Source organism: Adlercreutzia sp. ZJ473, assembly GCF_013185065.1.
Classification (GTDB): domain Bacteria; phylum Actinomycetota; class Coriobacteriia; order Coriobacteriales; family Eggerthellaceae; genus CAAEEV01.
Genome location: NZ_JAAVTO010000001.1, coordinates 1 through 25,410, shown reverse-complemented (window position 1 = coordinate 25,410; position 25,410 = coordinate 1). Strand labels below are relative to the sequence as shown.

The 25,410-nt window shown below is 65.2% G+C and carries 28 protein-coding genes; 8 read left to right on the top strand and 20 right to left on the bottom strand.

The features are described 5' to 3' along the window. Positions 1-6: 6 nt before the first annotated feature. The 9 genes from rpsG to HRL41_RS12355 all read right to left on the bottom strand — a co-directional run bounded on the left by rpsG (position 7) and on the right by HRL41_RS12355 (position 8,886). On the bottom strand, positions 7-477 hold the full coding sequence (gene rpsG, locus HRL41_RS00140; RefSeq protein WP_165049794.1) for a 30S ribosomal protein S7: 471 nt from the start codon (positions 475-477) through the stop codon (positions 7-9). 122 nt (positions 478-599) lie between these two features. Next, complete coding sequence (rpsL, locus tag HRL41_RS00135) at positions 600-971, bottom strand: 30S ribosomal protein S12 (RefSeq protein WP_165049765.1); 372 nt, start codon at positions 969-971, stop codon at positions 600-602. A 322-nt stretch (positions 972-1,293) separates the two neighbouring features. Next, positions 1,294-2,520 (bottom strand): M20/M25/M40 family metallo-hydrolase, encoded by a 1,227-nt coding sequence (locus tag HRL41_RS00130; protein WP_172134979.1) that lies wholly within the window; start codon positions 2,518-2,520, stop codon positions 1,294-1,296. Between the two features lie 12 nt (positions 2,521-2,532). Beyond that, complete coding sequence (locus HRL41_RS00125) at positions 2,533-3,891, bottom strand: putative manganese-dependent inorganic diphosphatase (RefSeq protein WP_172134978.1); 1,359 nt, start codon at positions 3,889-3,891, stop codon at positions 2,533-2,535. Between the two features lie 51 nt (positions 3,892-3,942). Continuing rightward, entirely contained in the window at positions 3,943-6,357 is a 2,415-nt protein-coding gene (locus HRL41_RS00120) for an ATP-dependent helicase (RefSeq protein WP_172134977.1), read from the bottom strand. 228 nt (positions 6,358-6,585) lie between these two features. Further along, a complete protein-coding gene (locus tag HRL41_RS00115) occupies positions 6,586-7,125 on the bottom strand; it encodes a nucleotidyl transferase AbiEii/AbiGii toxin family protein (protein ID WP_172134976.1) in 540 nt (179 codons plus the stop codon). Between the two features lie 18 nt (positions 7,126-7,143). After that, positions 7,144-7,740 (bottom strand): hypothetical protein, encoded by a 597-nt coding sequence (locus HRL41_RS00110; RefSeq protein ID WP_172134975.1) that lies wholly within the window; start codon positions 7,738-7,740, stop codon positions 7,144-7,146. A 305-nt stretch (positions 7,741-8,045) separates the two neighbouring features. Further along, positions 8,046-8,579 (bottom strand): methylated-DNA--[protein]-cysteine S-methyltransferase, encoded by a 534-nt coding sequence (locus HRL41_RS00105; RefSeq protein ID WP_172134974.1) that lies wholly within the window; start codon positions 8,577-8,579, stop codon positions 8,046-8,048. Positions 8,580-8,631: 52 nt separating this feature from the next. Beyond that, positions 8,632-8,886, bottom strand: coding sequence for a Fic family protein (locus HRL41_RS12355; RefSeq protein ID WP_371808771.1), 255 nt, complete (start codon positions 8,884-8,886; stop codon positions 8,632-8,634). Positions 8,887-9,031: 145 nt separating this feature from the next. Between HRL41_RS12355 and HRL41_RS00100 the strand changes: the two genes are divergently transcribed. Then, positions 9,032-9,559 (top strand): hypothetical protein, encoded by a 528-nt coding sequence (locus HRL41_RS00100; RefSeq protein WP_172134973.1) that lies wholly within the window; start codon positions 9,032-9,034, stop codon positions 9,557-9,559. On the opposite strand, the gene HRL41_RS12350 is transcribed toward HRL41_RS00100, so the two are convergent. From HRL41_RS12350 to HRL41_RS00075, 5 genes are all read right to left on the bottom strand, one after another. Beyond that, on the bottom strand, positions 9,497-9,772 hold the full coding sequence (locus tag HRL41_RS12350; protein ID WP_172134972.1) for a metalloregulator ArsR/SmtB family transcription factor: 276 nt from the start codon (positions 9,770-9,772) through the stop codon (positions 9,497-9,499). The genes HRL41_RS00100 and HRL41_RS12350 overlap by 63 nt on opposite strands. A gap of 310 nt (positions 9,773-10,082) precedes the next feature. Next, a complete protein-coding gene (locus HRL41_RS00090) occupies positions 10,083-10,460 on the bottom strand; it encodes a thioredoxin family protein (protein ID WP_172134971.1) in 378 nt (125 codons plus the stop codon). A 10-nt stretch (positions 10,461-10,470) separates the two neighbouring features. Next, positions 10,471-11,451 (bottom strand): permease, encoded by a 981-nt coding sequence (locus tag HRL41_RS00085; RefSeq protein ID WP_216662429.1) that lies wholly within the window; start codon positions 11,449-11,451, stop codon positions 10,471-10,473. Between the two features lie 804 nt (positions 11,452-12,255). Beyond that, complete coding sequence (locus HRL41_RS00080) at positions 12,256-12,696, bottom strand: cupin domain-containing protein (RefSeq protein WP_172134969.1); 441 nt, start codon at positions 12,694-12,696, stop codon at positions 12,256-12,258. A gap of 38 nt (positions 12,697-12,734) precedes the next feature. Beyond that, on the bottom strand, positions 12,735-13,592 hold the full coding sequence (locus HRL41_RS00075) for an aldo/keto reductase (RefSeq protein WP_172134968.1): 858 nt from the start codon (positions 13,590-13,592) through the stop codon (positions 12,735-12,737). A 200-nt stretch (positions 13,593-13,792) separates the two neighbouring features. On the opposite strand from HRL41_RS00075, the gene HRL41_RS00070 reads away from it, so the two are divergent. The 5 genes from HRL41_RS00070 (at position 13,793) to HRL41_RS00050 (ending at position 17,921) form a co-directional block, all read left to right on the top strand. Continuing rightward, entirely contained in the window at positions 13,793-14,596 is an 804-nt protein-coding gene (locus tag HRL41_RS00070) for a LysR family transcriptional regulator (RefSeq protein ID WP_172134967.1), read from the top strand. A 270-nt stretch (positions 14,597-14,866) separates the two neighbouring features. Beyond that, positions 14,867-15,469: a hypothetical protein gene (locus HRL41_RS00065; protein ID WP_172134966.1), complete on the top strand. Its 603-nt coding sequence runs from the start codon at positions 14,867-14,869 to the stop codon at positions 15,467-15,469. Between the two features lie 603 nt (positions 15,470-16,072). Continuing rightward, on the top strand, positions 16,073-16,444 hold the full coding sequence (locus tag HRL41_RS00060; RefSeq protein ID WP_172134965.1) for a helix-turn-helix domain-containing protein: 372 nt from the start codon (positions 16,073-16,075) through the stop codon (positions 16,442-16,444). A 139-nt stretch (positions 16,445-16,583) separates the two neighbouring features. Beyond that, the gene (locus tag HRL41_RS00055) at positions 16,584-16,865 is read left to right on the top strand and encodes a chorismate mutase (protein WP_172134964.1); all 282 of its coding nucleotides are present in this window, start codon (positions 16,584-16,586) and stop codon (positions 16,863-16,865) included. A 27-nt stretch (positions 16,866-16,892) separates the two neighbouring features. After that, the gene (locus HRL41_RS00050) at positions 16,893-17,921 is read left to right on the top strand and encodes a 3-deoxy-7-phosphoheptulonate synthase (protein ID WP_172134963.1); all 1,029 of its coding nucleotides are present in this window, start codon (positions 16,893-16,895) and stop codon (positions 17,919-17,921) included. An 8-nt stretch (positions 17,922-17,929) separates the two neighbouring features. Here HRL41_RS00050 and HRL41_RS00045 read toward each other — a convergent pair whose 3' ends face one another. After that, positions 17,930-18,880 (bottom strand): undecaprenyl-diphosphate phosphatase, encoded by a 951-nt coding sequence (locus tag HRL41_RS00045; protein WP_172135024.1) that lies wholly within the window; start codon positions 18,878-18,880, stop codon positions 17,930-17,932. A gap of 113 nt (positions 18,881-18,993) precedes the next feature. On the opposite strand from HRL41_RS00045, the gene HRL41_RS00040 reads away from it, so the two are divergent. After that, positions 18,994-19,866, top strand: coding sequence for a TatD family hydrolase (locus tag HRL41_RS00040; RefSeq protein ID WP_172134962.1), 873 nt, complete (start codon positions 18,994-18,996; stop codon positions 19,864-19,866). Positions 19,867-19,900: 34 nt separating this feature from the next. Further along, complete coding sequence (locus HRL41_RS00035; protein WP_172134961.1) at positions 19,901-20,338, top strand: thioesterase family protein; 438 nt, start codon at positions 19,901-19,903, stop codon at positions 20,336-20,338. A gap of 35 nt (positions 20,339-20,373) precedes the next feature. On the opposite strand, the gene HRL41_RS00030 is transcribed toward HRL41_RS00035, so the two are convergent. The 5 genes from HRL41_RS00030 to HRL41_RS00005 all read right to left on the bottom strand — a co-directional run bounded on the left by HRL41_RS00030 (position 20,374) and on the right by HRL41_RS00005 (position 25,285). Next, positions 20,374-21,234 carry a PHP domain-containing protein gene (locus tag HRL41_RS00030; protein ID WP_371808770.1) on the bottom strand — a complete coding sequence of 287 codons (861 nt, stop codon included), beginning with the start codon at positions 21,232-21,234 and terminating at the stop codon, positions 20,374-20,376. Further along, the gene (locus HRL41_RS00025; RefSeq protein WP_165173702.1) at positions 21,231-21,929 is read right to left on the bottom strand and encodes a phosphonate C-P lyase system protein PhnL; all 699 of its coding nucleotides are present in this window, start codon (positions 21,927-21,929) and stop codon (positions 21,231-21,233) included. The genes HRL41_RS00030 and HRL41_RS00025 overlap by 4 nt, the downstream gene beginning before the upstream one ends. A 3-nt stretch (positions 21,930-21,932) precedes the next feature. Next, positions 21,933-23,345: a phosphonate metabolism protein PhnM gene (phnM, locus tag HRL41_RS00015; RefSeq protein ID WP_216662427.1), complete on the bottom strand. Its 1,413-nt coding sequence runs from the start codon at positions 23,343-23,345 to the stop codon at positions 21,933-21,935. An 88-nt stretch (positions 23,346-23,433) separates the two neighbouring features. Then, a complete protein-coding gene (locus HRL41_RS00010) occupies positions 23,434-24,306 on the bottom strand; it encodes an ATP-binding cassette domain-containing protein (protein WP_172134960.1) in 873 nt (290 codons plus the stop codon). Position 24,307: 1 nt separating this feature from the next. Continuing rightward, entirely contained in the window at positions 24,308-25,285 is a 978-nt protein-coding gene (locus tag HRL41_RS00005; protein ID WP_172134959.1) for an alpha-D-ribose 1-methylphosphonate 5-phosphate C-P-lyase PhnJ, read from the bottom strand. Positions 25,286-25,410 lie beyond the last annotated feature (125 nt).

Sequence of the window (25,410 nt, the reverse complement as noted above, 5' to 3'; positions counted from 1 at the left end):
CTTGCCCTAGAAACGGTAGTGCGAGAAGGCACGGTTTGCCTCGGCCATCTTGTACATGTCCTCGCGCTTCTTGATGGACGCGCCGGTGTTCTCGGAGGCGTCGATGATCTCGTTGGCGAGGCGCTCCTTCATGGTGTGCTCCTTGCGCTTGCGCGAGAAGTCGACGATCCAGCGAATGGCGAGCGTAGTGGCGCGACGGGAGTTGACCTCCATCGGCACCTGGTAGGTGGCGCCGCCGACACGCTTGGGCTTGCACTCGAGCGTGGGGCGCACGTTGTCCATGGCCTTCTTGAAGACGGACAGCGGATCCTGGCCGGTCTTGGTCTCCACGATGTCGAACGCACCGTAGACGATGCCCTCGGCGATGGACTTCTTGCCGTCAAGCAGGACCTTGTTGATCAGCTGCGTGACGAGACGGTTGTTGTACTTTGCGTCCGGCTGGGTTTCACGACGGACTGCTGCTGCACGACGCGGCATGTACTAACTCCTTTTTCCTCTGCGCGCTTCGAGGCCGCTTTCCTTCGGCCCATTAGGCTCCGCCTGCCGCCGGCCTCCTGCCGGCGCGGCGCTTCTCTTAGCCCGCGCGACTTAGCGATTACTTATTTGGGGCGCTTGGCGCCGTAGCGGCTGCGAGCCTGACGACGCTTGTCAACCGACGCGCAGTCGAGGGCGGCGCGAATGACCTTGTAGCGAACGCCAGGCAGGTCCTTCACACGGCCGCCGCGGATGAGCACCATGGAGTGCTCCTGCAGGTTGTGGCCCTCACCGGGGATGTAGGCGGTGACTTCCATGCCGTTGACGAGGCGCACACGGCAGACCTTGCGCAGAGCCGAGTTCGGCTTCTTCGGCGTGGTGGTGTACACGCGAGTGCACACGCCGCGCTTCTGCGGGTTGCCCTTGAGTGCCGGCGTCTTGGACTTGTCAGCCGTCTTCTTGCGGCCCTTGCGGACCAACTGGTTAATAGTAGGCAAGACTCATTCCTTCCTTTTTCTACCGACTGCGGCCCCTCGCCTTGGGCTTGAGGCCGCATGCCCTCGTCGCTGCCGCCTCACAAACAGCAGCGGCGAAGTGCGTGAAAGCTAACGCCTCTTTGAGACGCGAAGTGGTATATTATGCGCCTTTCGCCAGCTTGTCAAACGCCACGCACCCGGGAGTATCCATACCCCGGGGAGCGGAAACGCGCAGGTCAGAGGAAGAGTTTGCGCCCTGTGACGAGGTGCGCGGCCGCCGAGCGAATTTTTTTCGAGAAAATTACCACGCCGGGCGGCGCGCTAGCGAGCGCGCAAAGGCGCGTTAGCGGGCGTACTCGGCGATTATGGCCTCGACGTAGCGGGCGGACCCCTCAAGGTCGCGCACGGCGATGTGCTCGTCGCAGGTGTGGAAGTTCGTCATGCCGATGCCGAGCGTGATGGCGCAGGCCCCCTTGGTCGAGAGCACGTTGGCGTCGGCGCCGCCGCCCGACAGGGCGAGCCGCGGCTCGAGGCCCGCCGCCTTCGCAGCCCTGGCCAGGCTGGACACGATGGGCGCGTCCTCGCTGAAGAGGATGCCCGGGTAGTCGACCGTCCAGCTCACCTCAACCGCGCCGCCGAAGCGGGCCGCCGCCTCCTCGCACGCGCGCGTCATGGCGTCGCGCTGGGCGTTCACGCGGTCCTCGAAAAGCGAGCGGCACTCCCCCTCGACGCAGCAGCTCTCGGGGACGATGTTCACCGCCGCGCCGCCGCTGACGACGCCGACGTTGGCGGTGGTGTGCTCGTCGATGCGCCCGAGCGGCATGCTCGCCACGGCATGCGCGGCCATTTGGATGGCGCTCGCCCCCGCCTCGGGCTCGACGCCCGCGTGCGCCGCGCGGCCCGTGAAGCGGGCGCGCAGCGTGTAGTGGAAGGGGGCGCCGACGATGATGGAGCCCGGGCGCCCGTCGGCGTCGAGCACGAAGCACGGCACGGGATCGGGTTCTGCGAATGTTTCACGTGAAACATTCGTTCGCTCATCCGCCATCGCGGCGGCGCGGGCGAAGACGTCGGGGGCGAGCGCGGAGGCGCCCAGCAGGCTCTGCTCCTCGCAGGTGGTGAGCACCACCGTGAGATCGGGGCGCGGGGCGCCCGCCTCGAGCGTCGCGCGCACGCCTTCGAAGATGGCCGCGATGCCGGCCTTGTCGTCAGCCGAGAGGATCGTCTCCCCCGCCGAGCAGATGACCTCGACCTCCCCCTCGGCGCCTTCGGCGTCCTCGCAGCCGCACGCCGCCGCCGGGCGCGCCTCGATCACCGGGCGGATGCCCGCGCACGGCACCACCGTGTCCATGTGGGCCGAGAACGCGATGTGCCCCGGCGCGGTGCCGCGCAAATGGGCGACGAGGTTGCCGACCTCCGAGCCCGTCACCTCCGCCGAGTCGTCGAGCGCCACGGCGAAGCCCATGCCCTCGAGCTCACGTGTGCAGAAGTCGGCCATCGCCGCCTCGTGCCACGAGGGGCTCTCGACGGCGGTCATGGCGAGGAACGAGTCGAGCAGCCGCTGGGGGTTCATGACGGCGCTCCCCTACCCGAGGATCTTCGCGGCAACCTGCTTCTTGCGCGAGAGGATGCCGGGCATCCAGGTGCCGCCCTCGCCCGTGCACTCGATGCCGAACACGCGGTTCACCACGCGGCGGTTGCCCTCGCAGATGAACTGGCTGCCCTCGGCCACGATGTCGGTCACCATGAGCAGCACGAACTCGTAGCCGTTCGCCTCCAGAAGGGAGCGCATGTGCTCGCGGATCTCCTGCTCGCGGCTCATGACGGCGGCCAGGTCGACCGTCTCATGCTGCGCGATGAGCACCGTCTTGTCGCCGAGCAGGAATTCCTTGGAGTCAGCTTCAACAAGATCCTTCACCGGCATGTCGTCCTCGCCGCCGCGCGTGCGGAACACCTGCAGGCCGAACTCGGTGGGATCGGTGCCGATGATCTCGGCCAGATACGCCACCTGGTCGCTGTCGACCTGCGTGGCCGTGGGTGACTTGAGGATCACCGTGTCGGTCATGATGGCCGACAGCAGCACCGCCGCGATGTTGCGCGGGATCTCCACGCCGTGCTTGCGGAACTCCATGGTGACGATGGTGGCCGTGGAGCCCACCGGCAGGTTCAAGAACTGGATGGGGTTCGAGGTCATCACGTCGGCGATGCGATGGTGGTCGATGATCTCCACCACGTCGGCCTCCTCGATGCCGGGCGCGGCCTGGCGCGTCTCGTTGTGGTCGACGAGCACGACCTTGCGCCGCGGGCCCGTGGCGATGTCGGAGCGCGTGACGATGCCGATGCAGAAGCCGTCGTCGTCGATGACCACGCCTTCGCGGAGCTCGCTGGAGATGAGGTCCTCGACGGCGTCCTTGAGCAGGCCCTCCGCGTCGAGCACGAGCACGTTCTCCTCGGTGAGCTCCCTCACGCGCTGCCCGAGCGACTCGATGAGCGAGGCCGCCACGGCCATGGAGTTCGTCTCGCCCTCGTCGAGCAGGTCGGTGGCCGAGATGTAGCGGTTCGCGATGGCGCGCGTGGCGATGAGGCCGCGGAAGGTGCCGTCGTCGTTGGTGACCACGAGCGAGCGGATGTTGTTCTGGCGCAGCAGGCGGCCCGCCTCGAGCACCGTGGCGTCATGGTTGATGGTCACGAGGTCGGTGGTCATGACGTCGGCGATGCGCGCGTGCACGTGCGGGATGATGCGGGGGGCCGGGATGCCGTTGGCCTCGAGCACCCACTCGCTCTCAGGCGGCAGAGGGCCCAGTCGGGCGGGCAGGTAGGTGACCTCGTCGGCGCGCCCCTCGCGCCGGGCGAGCTCGTTCTTCAGGTACGCGTAGCCGACAGCGGCGCAGATCGAGTCGTTGTCAGGGTTGCGGTGTCCAACCACGATAACCGGTGATGACAATGCAGTGCTCCTTGTTGAATCTAGTCGTTCTCGAGCTCGCAGCCGGCGAGGCTAGCCGATCTTCACGATGGGCGCGTAGTCCTTGAGAAGCTTCTTGGTCTGGCCGGTCTTGGCGAACTTGACGTGCAGTGTATCACCGTCGACCCTGGTCACCTTGCCGCGACCGAACGTTTTATGGTCAACGGCGTCTCCCACGGCGAACGTTGCCGCAGCTCCCGACTTCCTCGAGGCCGCCGAGCCCGCGCCCGATGAGAAGCTGCCGTGGCCCGAGCGGCCTGCGCGCGACCGGTCGGCGCGGCCCGCCGAGCCCGACGCGCTCGAGCGCCCGAACACGCGCCCCTCGCCCGCCTCCGCGCCCGATCCCGCGATGCCGCGGCGGCTCCCGCGCTTCTCCCAGCCCGTGCCGGAGAAGCCCGCCGAGCCCACGCCGGACGTGCGGCGCAGCTCGGAGGGGATCTCGGAGACGAAGCGCGACGTGGGGTTCGCCGAGGTCTGGCCGAAGATCTGGCGCTGCTGGGCGCACGTGAGGAAGAGCTTCTTGCGGGCGCGCGTGATGGCCACGTACGCCAGGCGGCGCTCCTCCTCCACCGAGGCCGCGTCGCCCACCGAGTTCATGTGCGGGAACAGCGTCTCCTCCATGCCGGCCACGAACACGCAGTCGAACTCGAGACCCTTCGACGAGTGCACCGTCATGAGCGTGACGGCGTGCCCGTCCTCGGTGACGGTGTCGAGGTCCGTGCGCAGGCGCACCCACTCGATGAAGTCGGCGAGCGAGTCGCCGCGCAGCACGCGCACCGGCTCGGCGTCGGGGTCGGGGGCGGCGGCGGGGCCCGCATCCGCGCCCGTCAGCGCGTCCCCCAGCATGCCCGCGCCCGCCGTGGGCGCCGCGTAGTCCGCGTCGTCGGCATCGTGCGTCTCGGCGAACTCGTCCACCACGCCCATGAACTCCTGGATGTTCTCCACGCGCCCGCGCGCCTCGTCGGTGCCCTCGGCCTCGAGCGCGCTGACGAGCCCCGCCTGGTCGACGATCATCTCGATCACGCGGCGCAGCTCGCCCGAGTACGTGCGCGCCGTCTTGATGAGCTGCACGAACTCGCCCACCGACTTGCGCGTGGACGCGCGCACCTCCGGGTCGGCGAGCAGGAGCTCGGACGCCTCCAGAAACGGCATGCCCATCTCGCGCGCGAACTGCTCGATGCGCTCGACGGTCGTGCGCCCGATGCCGCGCTTGGGCACGTTGATCACGCGCTTGGCGGCGATGTCGTCGGCGGGGTTGATCACCAGCGTGAGGTAGGCCATGACGTCGCGGATCTCCGCGCGGTCGAAGAACCGCGTGCCGCCCACGATGCGGTAGGGCACGCCCGCGCGCAGCAGCATGTCCTCGAGCATGCGCGACTGGGCGTTCGTGCGGTAGAACACGGCCATGTCGTCGTAGCCCATGCCCTCGCCGCGGCGCTTCTCGATCTCGCCGGCGATCCAGCGGCCCTCGTCACGCTCGTCGGTGGCCATGTACACGTTGATCTTGTCGCCGTCCTCCGCGGCCGTGAACAGGCGCTTCTGCTTGCGGTGCTGGTTGTTCGCGATGACCGCGTTCGCCGCGGCGAGGATGTTGCCCACGCTGCGGTAGTTCTGCTCGAGCTTCACCACGTGCGCTTCGGGGAAGTCGCTCTCGAACTCGAGGATGTTGCGCAGGTCGGCCCCGCGCCAGCTGTAGATGGACTGGTCGTCGTCGCCGACCACCATGATGTTCTGGTGCGCGGCGGCCAGCAGCATGGTGATCTCGTACTGCGCGTGGTTGGTGTCCTGGTACTCGTCCACCATGATGTAGCGGAAGCGCTGCTGGTAGGCGTCGAGCACGTCGGGGTGGTTCTTCAGCAGCAGGTACGCGTAGAGCAGCAGGTCGTCGAAGTCGAACGCGTTCGCGGCGCGCAGGCGCTCCTGCAGACGGGCGTACACGCGCGCGGCCACCTTCCCCACCGGGTCGAGGGCCTGCTTCTCGAAGTCTCCGGGCACGATGAGCTCGTTTTTCGCCTGGGAGATGCGGTTCATGAGCGCGTTGACGGGGAAGCGCTTCGGGTCGACGTCGAGCTCGGCCATGATCTCCTTGTACAGGCGCTTCAGGTCGTCGGTGTCGTAGATGGTGAAGCCCTTGGTGAATCCGATCCGCTCGGCGTCGGCGCGCAGGATGCGCACGCACATGCTGTGGAAGGTGGACACCCACATGCCACGCGCGCTCGGGCCCACGAGCGCGCCGAGACGCTCGCGCATCTCGGCGGCGGCCTTGTTGGTGAACGTGATGGCCAGGATCTGCCACGGGTAGACGCCCTGCTCGATGAGGCGCGCGATGCGGAACGTGAGCACGCGCGTCTTGCCGGAGCCGGCGCCCGCCAGCACGAGCAGCGGGCCTTCCGTGGTGAGCACCGCCTCGCGCTGCGGGGCGTTGAGGGTGTCGAGGTCGAGGGGCATGGGCGTCTTCCTTCGCGTTCGTCTCGTGATCTGGTTCAGGGGGTGACGCACTATTCTAGCGCTTTCGCGCCCGCCTGTGGCGAGCGGGCGCCGCGCGCGCAAAGGAAAACCGACTCGGCAGGCGCATACGCCATCCGCTCAATCATGACGCTTCCGATGTCTTCTTCTGCGTTTGCGAGAGCTCCTGCCGTCGCTTGCCACCTTGCCACAGCTTGCGTCCGCAGCCGCCTAAATCGCCTCAAGCTGCTCGGTTGCCTGTTTGAACAGCTCTGGGGACCAAAGGACCAGCGAAGACCCGTCGGACAAGAACGGCTCCACATCGCGGGCGGCTGCCTTGTAGTCGATGCCGTCGAAACGGTCGGCCAGCAGCTGGCGCAAGCGTTCCACGGTGAGCTTTTCCCGGGAGTCCCAATGGCCCGTCTGCGCAAGGCGCTCCTGGAGGTGCGGCAGGTTCACCTTCGCGCCGCGCGCGAGATAGAAGAGGTAATCATAAAGGTCGCGGCCCTTGACGCGGTTCTTCCAGCCACGGCACAAGACCGCGTGGATCTTGCCGGCGAACAGGGACGGCCGGTCGTACAGGTTCACCTCATAGGGCGCGGGCAGCAGCCGGTAGCGCCGCTCGAAGGTCGCGAGCGCCGGTGGGTTCACGTCCACCTCGAACTTGATCTTTATCTTCTCGTCTCGTGGAACGCCCGCCGAAAAACTCTCCTGGGGGTAGAAAAGGAGCAGATGCTCGCGCGTGTTCCCCTTGAGAAACGCCGACTGCATGTCGGAGCCTGCCTTCACTCAAGAGCGGAGTTCATAACGGGCCTTCCTTTCCAAGTACTTGGCCAGCTTGCCAATGTTCGTGCTGCGGTATCGCCCGACAAGATCGGCTATGGCCCGGGAGTCCAAGTCGCGAAGCTCTGAGGGCTCGAGGCGGAGGTCGTCGAAGAGGAGGGCCTCGAGCTCGCGGTAGTTGGCAACGGGAGAGCGAAGCCAAAGCGTGTCGCACAGGGCCTTCTCGGGACTCGCGATGCGATAGGCGTAGTCGCCCTCCACGACCACTTCGACCCCCCAGGGGAAGGCGCGCGAGGGCACGTCGTGGAAGGTGAAGGTGCCGAAGGGAGTGTCGTAGCGCTTGGCCTTGCCCTTTTCGAAGGTGGCGCTCGTCACGACGGGCACGGCTTCGGGAATCATGCCGCGACGGGCGAGCGCGTATTCGAAGGAGATGTACGACGGACCGTAGATGCTCGCCGCCAGGTATTCGGGCGGCGTCGAGGCGTCGGTTTCGTAAAGGCCCTTCACGATGCGCGTGAGTTCGCCATTCCTCGCCATGCGGGCAATCTTGTTCTTCGGCGCTCCGTAGGAGGACAGTTTTTCTTGGAGCATTTTTGTTGTCATGAGCACTTATTTTCACCTCAAAGTTGCATTATACGCAACTTTGAGGTGAAAATATGGCAGTTTCTGTGCGCTTTTTGGAACATCATTGCGCGATTCCATCTATAGAGAGAAGGGCCTGGTCGACCCGCTGCGGCTCGGCTGACGAATGAACCGCCCCGCCTCTTGCGGGTCCGATTCTCCGTTTCGCCAGGCAAACGCCAGCGCCCTCCTTGACGCCGAAAGCCCACCGCCCGTGCGACCCCCGACCGCGCAAGCCCCCTCTCCGTCTGGCGCAGAGCCCTGTACCACTGTCAGCGATGCGGTCCCTACAGCGCCGTGCCCTTCTTGGGCGCATAGAGGTTCCCCATGTCGACGCCCTCATGCTCGAGCAGCCACGTCTTGCGCGCGAGGCCTCCCGCGTAGCCAGTGAGGCTCCCGTCTGCGCCCACCACGCGGTGGCACGGGATGATGATGGAGATGGGATTGTGCCCCACGGCTCCTCCCACCGCGAGCGCCGAGGCCTTCCCGCGCTCCTCCTTGAGGGCCTGCGCGATGGCGCCGTAGGTGGTCAGCTCGCCGTAGGGAATCTCGAGCAGCTTCTGCCAGACCGCTTGCCGGAACTCGCTCCCGATGGGTGCCAAGGGCACGCTCGCAGGGTCGGGTCGCTCGCCGGCGAAGTAGGCGTCGAGCCATGCGCGCAGCTCGGCGAGCCCGCCGGCCTCGTCGCTTCGCACCATCTCTTCGGACACGGTGGCTCCATGGTACTTCTGCCCCTCAAGCCAGAGCCCGCACACGGCCACGCCGTCGCTCGCGATGGTGAGCTTCCCCATGGGTGAGTCGTATTCGCTGCAGCAGTACATGGTTCTCCTTCGCTCGCGTTCTTATGTGCCTACGACCATGGATCCGGCTCCTTCATGTCTCACGTAAGAGTATATGCCGTGCGCGTTCAAAAGGTAGCCGTAATCGGACATGCATCGTTCGCTCGATGCAATTCAACTCAAGCGCCGGGTTCAGATGCCTTTCTCGGAAATTGCGCTTCTGCGAAAGACCGAGAAGCCCCATCGCCTTGCTTATGCTGAGAGGCCCGCCCGTCAGGACGACACACAGCCTTGCAACTGGATCGGTCAACTGGGTCGGCACTGGGTCGGTCAACTGGGTCGGTTTCATGCTCAACTTCCATGGAGGACCTCCGTCCCCCGGTTGTGCTTTGTGCGGAACATGCCTGCCTGGATTGCTTCCTGCGCAAAACAGAGCACAATGAGGTTGCGCTTTGCGCGAAGCCGATCCGCTCCATCCCGAGGGGGTGTTCGCTATGAGCTTCAAGCGTTCGGGCTGTTACGTAGCTGCAGGATTGGGCCTTCTGGCAGTAGTCGCGCTTTCCGTGTTCTCGATCGGGGCCGCTGCCGAGCTGGAGGACATGCGCCAAGGAGCCGCCGAAGGCTTCGAGCTCAGAGGCACGTATCTGGAGCCCGGGCAAAACAGCGGGAGATTCCTGAGCTTCGCAGAAGGCCAGGAGGATCAGGGCGAGCTGTCATGGCAGGCCCAGGACGAAAGCGGGGCCCGCGCTTCCGGGCGCGTCGAGAGAACCCCGGACCCGAACCTCTATGTCCTGATCGACTCGGACGGCAACGAGGTCGGCTGGACGTATCTTGCCAACGCGAGCCGCTTCAGAGCGAACGAGGCAACCCCCTACGCCGTTGCCAAGAAAAGGAGAAGCCGGGCATGGTTCACGCGATTCAGCATAAACGACGTCACTGCCCCTCCAGACGCAGCTCGTCTAGCTCATGCAGAAACGCTGCAAGCTCTCAATGCCCTCTTGCATGGCGCCGTCGCTGATTGAATAATGCATCCAGCGCCCCTGCTTTCGCGCGTTGACCAGACCCGCATCCTTCAAGATCTTCATGTGGTGCGAGAGGGTCGGCTGCGTAATCTCCAGCTCATCGAGTATGCGGCATGCGCAAAGATCCTCCTTCGCAGCAATGAGCTCCAGTATCCGAAGCCGGTTCTCGTCTCCGAGTGCTTTGAATAACAATGCTGTCTTCTCTAGATCCATGATCTCCCACATCTGATTATCGATTGGCATTGATGTTTGTCGATATATTGTGGCAGGAGCCCGTGTTCGTCAAGTGCCTTTTCAGACTTTCGAGCATCCACCCCCGAGCACGTGCCACCTCCTACCCGAAGCAAGCGAAGCATTCGCCGGAAGAATCAGCACAGGAACCTCGATGAGCGGACCAACTATGACAGCGAACGCCTCGCCAGAGGCCAAACCGAACGTGACTGCGGCAACGGCCAGGAAGATAAGCGCAAGCGCGAACATTATTCTTGCTCATCGGCACGCTCCTTCCCGGTCGCCGCAGCAGCTACAGCAATCCTTCGATTTCGGCAGCCGTGAGCACCTTGCCCTGGGAAACCACCTTGCCGTCCACGAGAAGCGCGGGCGTGGACATGATGCCCGCCTCAGCTATGGCGATCGGGTCGGTGACGTACTCCACGTTCACCGTCCTGCCCGGCTTCACCGCAACGGCGAGCGCGTTGTCGTTGAGCTCATGGCAGCGCTTGCATCCGGGGCCGAGCACCGTGAGCGTGACCGCGTCGCCGAATGGCGCTTCGCAGCCGCGTCCGCAGCCGCAGGCGTCGGTCGTCTCTTCGTCCTCGGGCGCCTCCACGATCTCCATCTCGCAGCAGCAGCTCTTCTTCTCGTCCTTGTCTTTGCCGAACATCTTTCCGAACAAACCCATTTTCTTCTCCTTACACGAATAGGGGTTGCAGCCAGTTGAAGAGGTATCCGCTTATGATCATGCCTCCGATGCAAATGCCGACGAACGTAGCGAGCAGCTTGGGCTTCACCACGCGCGAGAGCATGGTGAGCGACGGGATCGAGAGCACCGTGACGCTCATCATGAACGCGAGGATGGTGCCCAGCCCCACGCCCTTGCCGAAAAGCGCCTCGGCGATGGGGATCGTGCCGAAGATGTCGGCGTAGACGGGCGCGCCAATGAGCGTTGCGAGCACCACGGCGAACGGATTGCCGTCGCCGAGAACGGCCTCGATGATGCCCTGGGGGATCCAGTTGTGGATGAGCGCACCGATAGCGACGCCGACGAGGATGAACGGGAACACCTTCTTGAACGTCTCGCCGGTCTGGCCGAGCGCGTAGGACGCACGCTCCCTCTTCGTCATGGCCTCAGCCTGACCGGCATCCACCGCCTCCCCGCGAACGAAGTCGGCAACCTGGTCGTCCATGTTCAGGTGCTGGATGATGGTTCCGCCTACGACGGCGATGACGAGCCCGACGATCGTGTATATGGCCGCTACATGAGGTCCGAAGATGCTCATGATGAGGATGATGGAGGCGATGTCCACCATGGGAGATGATATGAGGAAGGAGAAGGTCACGCCGAGCGAGAGGCCCGCACGGGTGAATGCGATGAACAGCGGAATGGAAGAGCAGGCGCAGAACGGCGTCACCGTACCGAGGAGCGCTCCTACGATGTTGCCCCAGATACCCTTGAACCTTCCGAGTATGCGCTTGCTGCGCTCGGGCGGAAAGTAGCTCTGAATGTAGCTGATGATGAAGATCATCACGCACAAAAGAATGACGATCTTGATGGTGTCGTAGATGAAGAAATGGAGCGTTCCTCCCCATTGGGAGGCGACATCCAACCCGAAAGCGCCGACGAGCATGGCCACCAGATCAGATAGCCACTGCATCTTGAGCACTTGATCCATCAAAAATGTTCCGATTGCTTCCATTCGCTACCCTATTCATAGACAAACATCAATACGTTGAAGCCAGTATATCTATATATTCAAATCTGTCAATGCATTAATCGGAATACGCCATCAGGATGCGCGGGGTAAGCGCAGATCAACTGATGGTGATGTTGTGATGCAGTGGCCACGAAGGGCCATCTGGGACCAAGCTGATTGACCTCGAGCCCATATATTGTTAGACGGTTTAGCGAGACGCCTCACCAGGCGCGCCGTCGCCGCATCGCAGTTGCGGGCGCACGCAAACACCTTCACCTGGCCGAACGAGAGGTGGCCGCCCAGCCCGTCCATCATGCTGCGAACAGACTCGCTATCGCCGCCAAAGTGCCCGGGCGCGCCGCGCGCCTCACGGGGATGCTCCTGCGAGTGCCTGCATGTCTCTCGACAGAGGACGCTCTCGACCTGGCGTTCGTGCCCAACGGCGCCATGGACGTCATCGCGCTGCAGGGGAACGACTACGGCATAGGCTACGTTCGCTCGCTGCCAGAGCGGCCGCTCGGACGCCGAATCCCCTGTCAAGGAGTGAATGCCGTAGCCTTCAAACGTGAAAAGCCCCGCACCGTCTTCCGTTGTCGGGAAGATGGTACGGGGCGTCACAAACGCGCCCGGCGATCGAGCAGGTGCCATCTCAGTCACGCGCTTGGCGAGCACCGCCGTCATGTTCAAAGCTCCGCACGTCACATAGCCGTCTTCAACCAGATCTGAGGCAAACCTTGCCAAACCCATGTCTTCATCGGGATAGGCAATCCTCAAGTGAAAGCGCTACTCGAGACCCTCGTAGACCTCGTCGGTCACAGGCTCGCACCATTCGTTGCTCGCGTCGACGCCCGGGATCTCGACTGCCAGATGGGAGAACCAGCTGTCCTTCTTGGCGCCGTGCCAGTGCTTGACGTTGGCGGGGATCTCCACCACGGTGCCGGGGGTGAGGCTCACGGCCTCCTTCCCCTCTTCCTGGTACCAGCCCTCGCCCGTGGTGCAAAGGAGCATCTGGCCGCCGCCCTCCTTCGCATGGTGGATGTGCCAGTTGTTGCGGCATCCCGGGGAGAAGGTCACGTTCGCGACGAACACGGGAGAGGAACCCGGTTCGTTGAGCGGCTTCAGGAACGAGTCGCCCACGAAATACTGGGCGAAGATCTCGTTGGGCGCGCCGACCCCGAAGGTGTCTTCCTTCTCGAACTCGGCTTTATCGGCGATGCGGGTCATCATGTTCTCCTTTTCGATCTTGGCGGATAGCAGCGAGCCTAGTCGTGGATGCTGAAAGAGCTCAGGAACTTGGCGGTGGCGGGGTCGTTGTGGTCGATGATCTCGCTATGACCGAGGTCGAGGGCTTCGATGGCCTCCATGTCCTCGTCGGTGAGCTCGAAGTCCCAGATGTCGAAGTTCTCCTCGATGCGCTCCTCATGAACGGACTTGGGGATGACGACTATCCCGCGCTGAACGTTGAAGCGAAGCGCCACCTGGGCCGCCGTCTTCCCATGCTTCTCCCCTATGGCGGTAAGCGCCGAATGGGTGAAGATGCCGTGGCTTCCTTCCGCAAGCGGGCCCCAAGCCTCTAGCGTGTACCCGAATTCTTCCGCTACCTTCAGAGCTTCGCTCTGCTGGAAGAACGGATGGCATTCCACCTGGTTGACCATGGGCTTGATGTCCACGTGAAGGCACAGGTCGGTGATGCGCTCGGAGTAGAAGTTGCAGACGCCGATGGCCTTCGCCTTGCCCGACCGGTAGATCTCCTCAAGCGAGCGCCAGGCTGCGTAGTAGTCGCCTATGGGCTGGTGCAGGAGATAGAGGTCGACGTAATCCATGCCGAGCTTCTTCAGAGACGATTCGAAGGCAGCCTCAGCATCCGGGTAATCTTGGATCCAGAGCTTCGTGGTGACGAAGAGCTCATCGCGAGTGCAGATGCCGTCCTCGACGGCTCGCTTGACCGCAGCGCCCACCGCCTCTTCGTTGGCGTAGGCGGAGGCGGTGTCGATGAGCCGATAACCGTTCTTGATCGCAGCGTAGACGCTGTCCTCGCATTCCTTCAGATCGGGGATTTGGAAGACCCCGAATCCCTCAAGGGGCATCTTCAGGCCATTGGGCAGAGTCGCGTATTCCATTGGCATCTCCTTCTGTCGTCGACTCGGTGATTTCTCAAGAATAGGAGGTGCGAGGCGGCCTGTGAAATCGAAATCAGGTATAGTGGTATACGCACGGCGTATAGTTTCGATAGAGCGATTTGGGCTATGCGTCATGCTTATAGCCAGACGATGTGAACGGCTGGTTGGACGACGGAACAAGTCCTGTTCGAGGTGCCTTCGTGATAGAGCTCTACCTTCTTGAGCAATTGGTGGGAATCTCCCGATATCAGACGCTGTCCGAAGCGGCTTCGAAGCTTCATATAACCCAGCCTACTTTGACACGCAGCATACAAAAGCTCGAAGAGCTCTTGGAGGTGCCGCTCTTCACTCGCGAGAAGAACCGCCTCCGCCTCAACGGGAACGGAGAGATGGCCGTCGAATACGCGAAGAGGATCTTGGCCTTGGAAGACGAGCTGGTCAAGCATGTGCGCGCCAACCAGGACGGCTCCACCCTCGTGAGCATCGGCACCTGCGCTCCGGCTCCGGGCCTCGTTTTGAAGCGCGCGATGCTGAAGGATCTCCCTGCGGCCCATATCGAGGTAACCCAGGAAGACGAAGACAAGCTGATAACCGGCCTCAAAGACAACCGGTTCCAATACATCATCCTCACCCACAAGCTCGATGACCCCGATCTCGAGTGCAGGGAGCTCGGCACGGAGCACCTTCATGTGTCCGTTCTGCCCGCCCATCCCTTTGCGCTCAAGGAATCGGTCACGTTTGACGAGATAGACACCGGGGTTTTCCTCGTCTACAAAGCTCTGGGGTCTTGGGGCAATGTCTGCCCCGACCACATGCCCCATGCGCGGTTCATATACCAAGAGGGAATGGACGACTATCTCGAGGTTGTGAGGTCCTCATCGCTTCCCACCTTCGACACCGACTGGGGCATCGAGCTTTTCGGAAAGCGCGCGAATCGCGTAAGCGTGCCCATCGCAGAGGATGCCGCGTCCATGACGTTCTTCGTGATTGCCAAAAGGGGATGAAGCATCTCCTGTGCTCCATGGAGCCGCGCCAGGTGGGCCTCATCGCGCTCTCGCTACGGCTTATCGCTTGTAATCACCCGACAGAAACAACGGCAGCTTAGAAACATGAGGTGATAGCATTCACAGCCGGCCGCAAGCGGAAAACCGCGAGGCGGGGCGAAGAAGTTCGCCGCCCCGCGAGAGCCTTTTGCCATCATGGCACCACACGAGCGGCCCTCGCCTGGCGGGGCCGTTTCTCGTTACCGCTTGAACCCAAGGAAGGAACGAACCATGCCTGACACGAGCCACGCACGCATGGAACTCGAGGCGCACCGCGCCGCGATCGACGTGATCTGCCGCGAGCTCATCGCCAACACGCTCATCCACCGCGAGTACACGAGCCCCTTCCCGGCGAAGATGGTCATAGACGTCGACGGCATCCGCACGGAGAACGCCAGCAGGCCGCGCTTCATCGGCCCGCTCACGCCCGACCGGTTCAACCCACTGCCCAAGAACCCCATAATCGCCGACTTCTTCGCCAACATCGGGCGCGCCGACACGCTTGGCAGCGGCACGCGCAACCTTTTCAAGTACTCCTGGGCGTATGGCGGGGCGCAGCCGATGCTGACCGAGGGGGACGTCTTCGAGGCATCCATCCCCATCCTCAAAGGCGCCGCATCTGCCATGGGCACGTCCTTTAGCGTGGACGAAGTCATCTTCCAGATGATGAGGGACTACGGGTACGCGACGGTGCCCGGTGTGGCGGCCATCGCCGATGTGACGGGGAGAACAGTGAGGCGCCACATCTCCGCGCTGGTGGCCGAGGGAAGAGTCGTCGCCACGGGCACGACGAGAAGCCGGCGCTATCTTTTGCCACCCGAGACAGACCAGTAGGGGCGATTCCGGACATTTGCGGACATTGTCCTAAATTGCGGGATTATCGTCCGCTAGTGTCTTCCAATGTCCTGAATCAAGCAATACGGGGCATTCATGGCAATCGGAACCCTAGCGCCTAATCAGCCGCCGCTGTCAAACTGCTTAACGAAAAGGACTACGCGGCGAGAAGGCTGCTTAATGCAATGGTCGATGAAGGGTTGCTCGAGAAGACTGGCGGCCGCAAGGAGCGCGCCTACAAGGCCATCTGACACTCTTTCTAACAGTCGGGTCAAAAAGGCTGTTAAAAAGAAATGGCTGTTGAGCGACATGGTTCTGCACCTATTTAACTCGAATGGTTCCGAAGCTGTCATTTCACTTGCACACTTTGTCCCAGCTTGCCATCTTGCCTTAAAGATGCCTGAGGTTCGCCCTGTAGTTTCGCAACCTCTTCTCACCAACCTCTATGATGGCAGAATCTAACGATGAAGGATCCTGTTCTTGCTGAGATGCCGTTCTGAGTTGACATATCGCAAACCATTGTTGGTTGATTGCCCTCCCCATCGCTCGATACATTTGAGCCGCAACGTTGCACACATTGCTCAACCGCATAAGGAGGAAGAAATGAACTTCAACGAAAAGCTCATCGAGCTGAGAAAATCAAAGCACCTTTCCCAAGAGGAGTTAGGAAACGAGCTCGGGGTGTCAAGACAGACGATCTCCAAGTGGGAGCTGGCGCAATCCTATCCGGATTTCCAACGCCTTGTTCTGCTGAGCGACTACTACGGCCTGAGCCTTGACGAGTTGGTACACGACCTCGACGTCCAAGACGTGCGCGAAAAGAACTTAGATGCTGTTCAGCTGAACTCGATCTACAACGATGTAGGGCGAGCAAAGAAATGGATCAGATGGTGGATTGCCATCGTGGGCATCGCCATTGGGATCGTCGTGTTGCTCATCTTGTACTTCACGATCAACGCCATCTTCTTCTGGTGATCCAGAAACGTCGTGGCGCTCTAACCAAAGAAGTTCGCCGCCCCGGACAAGCCTTTTGCTATCATGGCACCACACGAGTGGCCCTCGCCTGGCGGGGGCCGTTTCTCGTTACCGCTTGAACCCAAGGAAGGAACGAACCATGCCTGACACGAGCCACGCACGCATGGAACTCGAGGCGCACCGCGCCGCGATCGACGTGATCGACCGGCAGCTGGTGGCGCTCATCAACGAGCGCGCCGGCCACTCCCTGGCCATCCGCGAGCTCAAGCCGACCCTCGGCATGAAGCTCTACGACCCCGCGCGCGAGGGCGAGATCTTCGAGCGCATCAGCGCCTACAGCGAAGGCCCCCTGTACGACCAGGGGCTGCGCGAGATCTACGAGACGCTTCTGAAGGTTATGAAGGAGACGCCGAGCGCGTAGGCGCCTCGGCAAGGAAAGGCAATACCCATGGCAATGAACTTCAAGCGCCGCCTGCCCATCCCCAAGGACATCCGCGAGGAGATGCCGCTGTCGGCTGAGCTCACGAAGAAGAAGGAGCTCTTCGACGCGCAGGTGGCACGCGTGCTCTCAGGCGAGGACGCGCGCAAGCTGCTGGTGATCGGCCCGTGCTCGGCCGACCGCGAGGACTCCGTCCTCGCGTACATGACGCGCCTGGCGAAGCTCGCCGAGGAGGTCGACGACAAGATCATCATCATCCCGCGCGTCTACACCAACAAGCCGCGCACCAAGGGCACCGGCTACAAGGGCCTCCTCCACAACCCCGACCCCGAGGCACCCTCTGACCTGCTCGAAGGCGTGAAGGCCATCCGCAGCATGCACCTGCACGTGATCGAGGGCACGGGGATGTTCACCGCCGACGAGATGCTCTACCCGGCGCACTACCAGTACCTGCTCGACCTGCTGTCCTACGTGGCCGTGGGCGCGCGCTCGGTCGAGAACCAGGAGCACCGCCTGGTGGCCTCGGGCCTCTCGGTGCCGACGGGCATGAAGAACCCCACGGCCGGCTCCACGTCGGTGATGCTGAACTCCATCTACGCGGCGCAGGCTCCGCAGGAGTTCATCTACCGCAACTGGGAGGTGTCCACGCCGGGCAACCCGTTCGCGCACGCGGTGCTGCGCGGCTACATCGGGCTCGACGGGCGCACGTACCCCAACTTCCACTACGAGCACCTCGAGCGCCTCACCGAGACGTACACGTCCGAGAAGTACCGCAACCCCGCCGTGATCGTGGACTGCAACCACGACAACTCGGGCAAGCGGCCGTTCGAGCAGTTCCGCATCTGCAAGGAGGTGCTCGACTCGTGCCGCCGCAACGAGGCCATCCGCGGCCTGGTGAAGGGCTTCATGGTGGAGTCGTACCTGGAGGACGGCAACCAGCCCGTCGACGGCGGCGTGTTCGGCAAGTCGATCACCGACCCGTGCCTGGGCTGGGACAAGACCGAGAGCCTGGTGAAGGAGCTCGCCGACCGCCTGTAGGGCGCGCCTTACAGGACGCCTGCCAGCTTGAGGCCGAAGTAGGCCAGCACCACCACGCCCACGACGATGCGGTAGACGCCGAACGCCGTGAAGTCGTTGTTCTTGATGTAGCCCATGAGGAACTTGATGGAGAGCACCGACACCACGAACGCCGTCACGATGCCCGTCAGCAGAACCGCGATCTCGGTGGTGCTCATGACCAGGCCGCCGATGATGAACTTGAGCGCCTTCAGGCAGCCCCAGCCGAACATCACGGGGATGGCCAGGAAGAACGTGAACTCCGCCGCCGCCGTGCGCGAGCAGCCGCACAGCATGCCGCCGATGATGGTCGAGCCCGAGCGGCTCGTGCCCGGGATGATCGCGAGCATCTGGAAGCAGCCGATCTTGAGCGCCGTCTTCCAGTCGATCTCGTCGACGGTGCGCACCTTGAACAGCGCCGCCTCGACGTCCTCGGCCGTGTCGGCGAGCTGGGCCGCAGCCTCGACGCGCGCGTGGCGGCCGCGCGGGCGCTCGGTGCGCACGGAGGCGAGGTAGGCCTCCTCGCGGCGGCGGTTGCGGCGCTCGAGCAGGATGAACACCACGCCGTACGCGATGAGCGCGATCGCCACCGTCCAGGCGTTGTAGAAGTACTCGTTGAAGAAGTCGTCGAGCGTGAGGCCGATGGCCGCGGCGGGGAGGCAGCCGATCACCACCATGCCCCACAGCCGCCACGTGCCCTTGCGCTCGGCGGGCGTCTTGCGCGTGGAGAACGGGTTGAGCTTGTGGAAGTACAGCACGAGCACCGCGCAGATGGCGCCGATCTGGATGACCACCAGGAACAGCTCGAGGAACTCGGGGCTCACCTGCAGCTTGACGAACTCGTCAACGAGGATCATGTGGCCCGTCGACGAGATGGGCAGCCATTCGGTAACGCCCTCGACAATGCCGATGAGCAGCGCTTTCAGAACTTCTACGATCATATCCACGGTGAAAACCATCTTTCGCGTCTTGAGGTAAACCCGAAGCATCGTATCATGGGGAGGCGACGAGCCCCGCAACCTCTAGCAAATGAACACGAACCGAAGGAGGCCCCGTGAGCCCCGTGAAGAGCCCCGCGCTCTACGACCTGCACTGCCATGTGGACTTCGCCGCGAGCCCCGAGGCGCTCGCACGCGACGCGTCGGCGCTCGGCGTGCGCGCGCTCTCGTGCACCGTGACGCCTGCGGGCTACGTCGCCGCACGCGAGCTGCTGGCGGAGAGCGCGAACGTGCGCGTGGGGCTCGGGATGCACCCGTGGTGGGTGGCCGACGGGCGCGTTGACGCCGCGGCGGTCGCGCAGTTCGAGAGGCTCGCGCCCCAGGCGCGGTTCGTCGGCGAGGTCGGGCTCGACTTCGCGGGCGAGCGCGGACAGGAGGAGTGCCGCGCGCGCCAACGCGCAGCGCTCGAGCGCGCGCTGGCGGCATGCTGCGGAAAGGCGGCGGGGGACAACGCCGACGCATCACCCAAGGTGATCTCGCTGCACGCGGTGCGCGCGGCGAGCGACGTGCTCGACGCGCTCGAGCGCTCAGGCGCCCTCGACCAGCACGCCTGCGTGTTCCACTGGTTCTCGGGAACCTCCGACGAGCTCACCCGCGCGGTGCGCGCCGGCTGCCTCTTCTCGGTGGGGCCGCGCATGCTCGCCGGCAAGCGCGGGCGCGCCTACGCGCGCGCCATCCCCGCAAAGCAGCTGCTGCTGGAGACCGACTCCCCCGCCCGCGCGGGCGAGACGTGGTCGGCCGCGGCATGGCGCGCCCAGCTCGAGGAGGCGCTCCGCCTGCTCGCCGAGGCCCGCGGCGCCGACGGGCGCGAGCTCGCCGAAGCCCTCGCCGTCACGAGCGAGCAGGTGCTCGCTCGCGCGGCACGCCCCTCCTCCCCACCCGCCTCCCAGGCGAAATGTGCGCCGAAAAAGCCCCGCCTTGCCCCATAATGGGAGGGACGACGCGAGGAACGGAGCGAGACCCATGCAAGTTCGAACCCCCATCAAGGTGCGCTACGACGAGACCGACATGATGGGCGTGGTGTACCACGCCAACTACCTGCTGTACTTCGAGGACGCGCGCACCGACTTCTTGGAGAAGGTCGGCTTTCCCTACGAGCGGATCGAGGAAGCGGGCTACATGTGCCCCATCTTCCATGTGGACATCCAGTACGGGGAGCCGCTGCGCTACGGCGAGGGCGCGTTCGTGGTCACGCGCGTGGTGAGGAGCGCGCCCACCAAGACCACCTACCTGCAGGAGGTCTACCGCGAAGGGGCGGATCCCGCGCACGACAAGCCGCTGGTCAGCGGGCACGTCACCGCATGCACGGTGGAGCGCGCGACGTTTCGGCCCGTGAGCATCAAGCGCACCTTCCCCGAGCTCTACGAGCTCTACAACACGCTGGTCGAGCCCGAGGAGTAGCCGAAGGCCGGGCCGCCCGCCGTCGACCCCGCCCGTTAGCGGGAAGGGACGCGGCGAAGGGCGTAGTCCTCCGGGATCCTGAAGCCAAGGTGCGGCGTGCGGCCGAAGGCGCCGTGGTAGTCGGAGCCCGCCGTGAGCACAAGGCCGAACCGGTCGGCGAGGCGCTTGCAGCGGACGTGGTCGACGGGCGTGTGGTCGGGGTGGTAGCACTCGATGCCGCCGAGGCCCGCCGCCGCCAGCTCGCTCGCCGCCTCGTAGCTGTCGAGCTGACCGGGGTGCGCCAGCACCGCCAGGCCGCCGTCGCGCACCACCGCGCGCACGGCGTCGCGCGCGTCGACGTAGTCTATCTCCAGGACGCACGGGCCCTCGCCCTTGAACAGGCGCCTGTACAAGTCCTGGTACTCCGCTGACGCATAGGAGGCGTCGGTCATCGCGGCCATGAGGTGCTGCTTGTACAGGCACGTCGACGCCTCGCCCAACTCGAGCGCACGCGCCACGTCAATCGGCAGCCCCGCCTCCACGATGCGGTCGAGCTGCTCGAGCGTGGCGGCGCGCCGCCGATCGAGCAAGGGCGCGCACAGCTCCTCCACGGCCGGCGAGCCCTCCTCGAGGCCCAGCCCCAGCACGTGCACCTTGCGCCCGCGCCTCTCGTCCCACGCGCTTATCTCCACGCCTCCCACCACGCGCACGCCCGCCTGCGCGCCGAGAGCGCGCGCCTGGCCGAGGCCCCGCGTGGTGTCGTGGTTGGTGAAGGCGACCGTGCCGACGCCGCGCTCGCGCGCCTGCTCGATCACCTCCGCGAACGTGTCCGACCCGTCCGAGGTCGTGGTGTGCACGTGCAGGTCAACCGACCCCGCGCCGCCTTCTGTCATATCGAAGAGCTCTTCTGCGCTCACGCCATCATCCCTTCCTGCATGTTGAACTCATGGTCGCACAGCCCCTCCATGAACTCAAGGTCGTGGAAGATGCCCACCATGGTGGTCCCCTCGCCCTTCAGCTGCTCGATGAGCGCGCGCACCTTGAGCTTGGAGGCGTTGTCCAGAGACGCTGTCGGCTCGTCAAGCAGAAGCAGCCGCGGGCGCTTTATCATGGCGCAGGCTATGTTGAGCCTGAGCTTCTCGCCGCCCGAGAACGTGCGCGGGTAGATGTCCCAGAGATCCTCGCCGAGGCCGAAGTGGCGAAGCATGTGCTCGGTCTCGCGGCGCGCGAGGCCCTCCCCCGAGGGGCCGTGCGCGTCGAGCGCGCTGCGCAGCACGATGTCGAACGCGGTTTGGCGCGGCAGCGCGCTCAGGAACTGGGACACGTAGCCGAGCTCGTAGCGGCGCAAGTAGACCACCTGGCGCTGCGTCGCGGTCATGAGGTCGAGCATGCCGAAGCGCGCGGAGTCGTACAGGATGCGCCCCTCCTCGGGCACGTTCGTCCGCCAGATGCAGCGCAGGATGGTCGACTTGCCCGAGCCGCTCTTCCCCGTGATGCCCACGAACTCGCCCTCCTCGACGGAGAAGCTGACGTCGCGGCAGCCCTGGATGCGGCGGTTCGCGTGATGCAGGGTGAAGGACTTCGAGAGGCCCTCGATGCTCAGAAGCGCCATGGCCTAGACCGCCTTCGCCACGAGGGAGCCCGCCGCGGCAGGCGCGGCCTCCGCTGCAGGCCCAGCCGCCGCCTGCGCGGCCTCCGCTGCGGGCACGGCCCTCGCCGCAGGCGCAGCCTCCGCTTGCGCAGCCCCCGCGCGCGCGTGCGCCTCGCGCGTGTCGCGCCCGTAGCCGCTCGGCTGGTCGGGGTAGTGCGAGCGGTACACCGAGTGGCCGCCCACGAAGGCGCGCGTCACCACGGGCATGGTGCGGCCCGCCGCGCCGCACGCGATCTCGCGCACCACCAGCACGTCGGCGCGCTTGCCCGCCTCGATCGAGCCCAGCTCCGCGCCGATCCCCGCGGCCTGCGCGGGGTTGGCCGTCACCAGCGCGAACGCCGCGGCAAGGTCCATCCCGCACACGTCGCGCAGCACGAACACCGCGTCGAGCAGCGCCGCCGGGTAGTAGTCGCTGCACAAGACGTCGATGCCGCCCGCGTCGATGGCCTCGCGCGCCGAGAGGTTGCCCGAGTGGCTGTGCCCCATGAGCACGTTGGGCGCGCCGGCGAGCGTGCGCATGCCGAGCGCGCGGGCGGCGCGGGCCACCTCGAGCGTGATGGGGAACTCGGAGATCCGCGCGCCGGCGCCGCTCATGGCCTCCACCTTCCCCACGCTGTCGTCATCGTGCGACGCCACCGAGATGCCGCGCGCGCCGGCGAGCCGCGCGAGCCTCACGACCTGCGCGGCGGTGAGCTTGGGCGCCTGCTGCTGGCGCGCGACGATGTCACGCACCTCCTCGTCGGTCGCCTCGCGGTACCCCCTGATGGTGTCTGCGAAAAGCGCGAGGTCGGCGTATTGCCCCTGCCCGGGCGTGTGGTCCATGAACGACAGCAGGTCGACCTTGCCCGCGTCCACGTACGCGGTGACCTCGTCGAGCAGGCGCACCGCGTCGAGCTCGACGCGCAGGTGGAGGCGGTGGCGGATCAGGTGGTCGCGCTCCTCGCCCGCCCGCATGGCCGCAACCTGGTCGACCAGCGCGCTCACGTTGCTGAAGCTGCGGATGGGCTTGTGGTCGAAGATGGTCTCGCCGTACACCGACAGCGAGTGGTAGATGGTGGTGATGCCGTGGCTGACCAGCTCGCGGTCGGCCTTGTACAGCGACGACGCCAGATCCATGATGACGCTCGGGCGCGGCGAGGCGACGTTCTCCACGTAGTCGGAGTGGATGTCCACGAGGCCGGGGGTGACGAGGGCCCCGCGCGCGTCGATCACGGGAAGCGCGCCGCACGCCGCGTCCGGCTGCAGGTCGAGCTCGGCGGACTCGGTGGGGACGACGGCCTCGATGCGCCCGTCGCGCACGACCACGTCATGGCCCTTGAGCACGCGATCAGGGCACACCACGTCCCCGCCTCGGATGATGCACGAGTTGACGTCCATGTGCTTGCTCTCTTTCTCCTTGGCGCCAGCCCGCCTGGCTGGCATGGTTCGCGAGGGAAGGCCCGAAAGGCCGCCTTTGCGCGGGGCGCTACAAAAGCGAGCTCACGAGCTTCTGGGTGTAGGGATGCTGCGGGTCCTCCAGGATCTGGTCGGTCAGGCCCTGCTCGACCACGCGCCCGGACAGCATCACCAGCGTGCGGTCGGCGAGCATCCGAATGACCCCGAGGTCGTGGCTCACCACCAGCATGCTCACGTTGAAGCTGCGCCGGATGTCCAGGATCAGGTCGAGCACGGCGGCCTGGACCGACAGGTCGAGCCCGGTGGTGACCTCGTCGAGCAGCAGGATGGGCGGGTTGGCGGAGAGCGCCTTGGCTATCTGCACGCGCTGCTGCATGCCGCCCGAGAACACGCGCGGCGGGCACGTCGCGCGCGCGAGGGGGATGCTCACGCGCTCGAGCAGGCCCTCTCCGCGGGCGCGCATGGCGCCCACGTTGCGCTCGCCCGAGGCGATCATGGCCTCGGCGATGTTGGACAGCGACGAGAAGCCCATGCGCAGCCCCAGGTGGGGGTTTTGGTACACCATGCCGAACACCTGGTTGCGCACCGCGCGCTTGCGCTGCGGGGAGAGCTCGAGCAGGTTGCGCGCGCCGCCGTCGAAGGGGAGCGCCCGCACGTCGCCGCCGGTGGCCTGCTCGTCGAAGTAGACGCAGCGCATGAGGCTCGACTTGCCGCTGCCTGACTCCCCCACGATGCCCACGATCTCGCCGGGGTACACCTCCAGGCTCACCGCGCGCACGGCGTGCACCGTGCCGCAGGCGGGGCACACGTTGCCCGCGAGCTCAGACGCCGCGCCCTGGCAGGCGGGGCACCCCCGCCCGAAGCGCAGGGAGAGGTCCCTGACCGAAAGCTGCGGGGCGTCCTCCTCGCACGCGACAGCGGGCGCGGTCAGCTCCTCAGCCATGTCACCTCACCTCCCTCTCGCCGGGCGCTTCGCCGGGCTCCGCATCGGGTGCTGAGCCGTCGGACGCTGCGTCGGATGCTGTGCTGGGCACTACGTCGGGCGCGCCTTCGGGCGCCGCGTCATCGGGCGCGACGCCGTGCGCACGCTGCTGCGCGCGACGCGCCGCGCAGAAGGCCGTGTCGTTGCATTGGTAGCGCACCTCGCCGGTGGCCTCGTCCTCCAGCTCGTCGAAGAACACGCCCTCCGCGCCGCACAGCGCGCAGCGCACGCCCTCGAAGCGCTCGCGGACGAACGGGTAGTCCTCGAAGTCGAGCGGTCGCACGCTGGTGTGGGGCGGCACGGCGTAGATCTTCTTCTCGCGCCCCGCGCCGAAGAGCGTGAGGTTCTCGGCCTGGTCGAGCTTCAGGTTGTCGAAGCGCGGGATCGGCGAGGGCGCCATCACGTAGCGCCCGTTCACCACCACGGGGTGGTCGGCGCCGGTCACCGTGGTGTCGTACGCCACGATCTGGTCGAACAGCTCAAGCCACGCGCCCGTGTAGTCGGCCTCGGCGTGCAGGACGCGCGTGGCCGCCTCGCTCGGCTCGAAGGTGCGCAGGGGCTCGGGCGTGGGAACCTGCAGCACGAGGATCTGCTTGGAGGTGAGGGGCTGCTCGGGGATGCGGTGGCGCGACTGGATGAGCGTGGCGCGCGCGGTGTCGTCGGTCACGTCCACGTCGGTGGTGTCGCATACGAGCTTCTTGATGTTGACGGCGTTCACCGAGTCGTCGGCGCCCTGGTCGATCACCTTGAGCACGTCGTCCCGCCCGATGAGCGACAGCGTGATCTGCAGCCCGCCGGTTCCCCACCCGCGCCCGATGGGCATCTCGCGCGAGGCGAAGGGGACCTGGTACCCCGGGATGCACACGCCCTTGAGCACGGCGCGGCGGATCTCGCGCTTCGACGCCTCGTCGAAGAACGCGAAGTTATAGCGTTGCTGCATCGGCGCCTCCTTCGGCGTCTTCCTGGCGGGGCTGGTCGGGCGAGTCGGGCGCGGCGCCCACGTCGGGCCTGGCGGGCGCGCTGGGCTCGGCGGGCGCGCTGGCCGCAGCGGGCGCGCTGGGCTCG